General features: G+C 61.8%; 4 protein-coding genes. 2 read left to right on the forward strand and 2 right to left on the reverse strand.

Annotation, left to right across the window (positions count from 1 at the left end):
- The first annotated feature begins 20 nt into the window (after window positions 1-20).
- Window positions 21-719, forward strand: coding sequence for a DUF3047 domain-containing protein (locus AC4FAH_RS04035; protein ID WP_490245667.1), 699 nt, complete (start codon window positions 21-23; stop codon window positions 717-719).
- A 202-nt stretch (window positions 720-921) separates the two neighbouring features.
- Here the strand turns inward: AC4FAH_RS04035 and AC4FAH_RS04040 are convergent, their stop codons facing one another.
- A complete protein-coding gene (locus tag AC4FAH_RS04040) occupies window positions 922-1,404 on the reverse strand; it encodes an FKBP-type peptidyl-prolyl cis-trans isomerase (protein WP_043333860.1) in 483 nt (160 codons plus the stop codon).
- 493 nt (window positions 1,405-1,897) lie between these two features.
- Between AC4FAH_RS04040 and AC4FAH_RS04045 the strand changes: the two genes are divergently transcribed.
- A complete protein-coding gene (locus AC4FAH_RS04045) occupies window positions 1,898-2,182 on the forward strand; it encodes a hypothetical protein (protein ID WP_043333859.1) in 285 nt (94 codons plus the stop codon).
- Between the two features lie 158 nt (window positions 2,183-2,340).
- Here AC4FAH_RS04045 and AC4FAH_RS04050 read toward each other — a convergent pair.
- Window positions 2,341-3,267 (reverse strand): lipid A deacylase LpxR family protein (locus AC4FAH_RS04050; protein ID WP_490245668.1); only part of this gene is annotated, 927 nt, incomplete at its 5' end.

Below are 3,267 nucleotides of genomic sequence, written 5' to 3' on the forward strand. Positions count from 1 at the left end.
GGCGCCTCGGAGTCCTGCCAATGAAGATTGCTTCCCGTCAGTTGCCATCATTCCTGCCCCTGTTCGCGGCAGTCGCCTCCAGCGGCCTGCTGGCGGCGCTACTGCCCTCGGTGACCCACGCGGCTGACAGGAGTTTCTCGCCTGCGCAGATTCTTGCCTGGGGCGAGAAGACCTTCGAAGGCCAGACGGCCTATCGCGTGGTGGAGCGCGATGGCAGACCTGCGCTCGAGGCGCGCGCTCGGGGCCAGGCGTCCGCGCGCTATCTGGAGCAGGATATCTCGCTTGAAGAGACGCCCTATCTGAAATGGTGCTGGCAGGTGGATGGCATCTACCCGAGCGTGAACGAGAAGACCAAGGGCGGCGATGACTATCCGGCGCGTCTCTACGTGGTCAACAAGACCGGTATCCTGCCGTGGCAGGTCGAAGCCATCAATTACGTCTGGTCCAGCAATCAAGCTAAAGGCAGCCACTGGGACAATGCCTTCACGGATCGTGCCGTGCTGCTGGCGGTCGAATCCGGCGACGAGAAGGTGGGGCAGTGGGTGGCGGAGGTGCGTGATCTGCGGGCTGATTACGCGTCACTGTTTGGCAGCAAGCCGAGCGAGATTGCCGGACTGGCGCTGATGGCTGACGGTGACAATGCCGGCGGTGATGCCACGGCGCTGTTTCGTGGCCTGAGCCTTTCCAGCGATGCCACGCCGCCCAGCTGCGGTGCCTGATCCGGAATCATGAGTGATCAGGGCTGTGAAGAGAGGGCTGAGCCAGTCTGACAAGCGCGCCAAGCCAGTCAGGCCGACACGGAGCCAGACACGAAAAAGCCCCGCGACTGATGACTCAGTCGCGGGGCTTTCGGTTCCGGCCTCCCACACTGTGGGAGGCGCTCATCCGGGGAGATGCCTCAGATGAGGGAAGAGGCGGAGCTTAGTGCTCCACGCCGCCTTCGCCGTGAACGTGGCCGTGTTCCAGCTCTTCAGCAGAAGCTTCACGCACGTTGGTGATCTGCACGTCGAAGTTCAGGGTTTCGCCGGCCAGCGGGTGGTTGCCATCGACAGTGACAGTGTCGCCTTCGACCTTGGTGACGGTGACCATCAGCGGGCCGCCCTGGGTCTGCGCCTGGAACTGCATGCCAGCTTCGATGTCTTCGACACCCTGGAAGGCTTCACGCGGCACTTCCTGGACCAGGGCTTCCTGGACTTCGCCGTAACCTTCTTCCGGAGAGACGGCAACTTTCAGCTCGTCGCCGGAAGTCTTGCCGTCGAGTTCCTTCTCGAGGCCCGGGACGATGTTGCCAGCGCCGTGGATGTAGGCCAGCGGCTCGCGACCTTCGGAGCTATCCAGCACTTCCCCTTCGTTGTTGGTCAGGGTGTAGTGGAAGGATACGACGGCATTCTGGGCGATTTGCATGATGAGAGCCTTTCGATAGGTATATGAACGTCAATGGTAACGTGCCCCTGAGGTGACTGTCAGGGGGGAAACTGGAAAAAAGCCGCGTATCACGTGGCTCCTGGCCCGCTGATGACATTGCCAGAGAGGCAATCCAGCGCACGTTACCTTGTCTTGAAAGTATAGGTGACGCTCGCAGGCGTGCATTTCAACCCTGAGGCAGGGTTTTTTCTCACCCCCGACGCCATCGGTGAACAAAGGGGCAAAACGGTTGGATTATCAGGTGTCTGGCGGGGTTGCCCTGTCAGCGCACAGCGGCCTTGCTGCTGGCGGCCAGACAAGGTTGGGGCGATGGCTTGCGAGGGCCACAGGGTCTGGTTACTCTGCCTACTCGGATATTGCGGATTCTGACGCGCGGCCCGAGGTGGCCTCGCTCTGCACACTCTGTCCCGTCGCCTGACGGGAAATGACAACTCAGGCGCCATGCGACCCTATTTTTCAGGAGAGAATTTCGATGACCGTGACATTGATCTGGCTGGTGAGCTTCGCTGCGATCTTCATGCTGTGCTTGAACCGCTGGGAAGGCTCGCTGGGTGCCACCGTCAAGCGTGTCCTGCCGGAGGCTCTGAGCATCGATAGCGGTGACCGCTACGTCTGGGGCGTGGCCCTGGGTATTCTGGGTGCGACCTTCATCGTCAATCCCGTCTCCATGCTGATGGCATTGATCGTGCTGGCGCTGATCGTTCTGATCGGCGGCAAGCTGATCTGCTGGGGCATGAGCAAGGTCAAGATGCACTGATTCAACCAGCAGCAACCTTCCGGGAAGCATGACGTTTCCCGCAGACAGAAAGGCCGGGCTATCTGCCCGGCCTTTCTGTTTCTGCTCATCAGACACTTCTCATCAGGCTCTGCTCATCCATCGCGTCTTGTCAGTGCCGCCTGCAGCTCAGCGCCGAGTCATAGCCAGGTCGAGAGCGTCAGCGAGCCGAATTGATCGCTCTCCTGCTGCGTCTCGAATTCGTGAGTGCGCCACACGTTGACGAACGCCAGCTGCCAGCGTTGCCAGCTGAGTGCGAAGCCCAGTTGCAGGTCGCCGACCAGTGGGCGACGGTCTACCGAGGCGCTGTCCTCGAAGCCATTGCCATCCAGCAGCATGTTGTAGGCCATCGCGCGGCCCTCGATATTGGCGAACAGGTACCAGGCGAAATCACCGTCGGGATGGAAGTACTGACGGCCGCCCTGGGCCGGCGCCACTGTCGGTATCCCGTAGCTGCGGGTCAGCCCCTGGCCGATGCGTACCCCGCCACCGACGCCCGCATAGGTGTAGAGATTGCCCAGCGCCACGGAAGCCGAGGGGCCGTACTCCACCTCCAGCCCTGCGGCCCTGGCCGGCAGCCATAGCTGCGTCTGCCAGCCGGTGCTGATCACCGGCTCGTTGTGCAGCTGGTGATCCCAACCCTCCGGCTCATCACTGCCGGTCAGCTTGTGTACCGCCTTCTGAGCATCCTTGGCGCCCGAGGCCGGGCCGACGATGCCGAGATCCAGATTGAAGGTGTCCACCCGTCGCCAGTCATCTCCCTCTTCACCGGCGAACAGCGAGACGCCACCGAACAGGTAGCCCGCGTAGGGGCGGTCATCCTGATCCGGTTGCTCTCGCTTGATGTCATTGGGGGTATAGATCTGCTGTCCGAAGCGGTAGGCCGTGGCGTCCAATCGCGCCGCGCTGAAGCCGGGCACCCAGTCCGCGAATGAGCGTGACCAGTGCTGCTCTGGTGTCTTGAAGGTGTAGCTCAGCGCAAAGCCGTTGGTGTAATGGCCATCATCGCCGGAGGTGAGAATGTCGTTCTCGACCTTCAATGACAGCACGCCACCCTCGTCCTCGGC

It is taken from the genome of Cobetia sp., from assembly GCF_983723665.1.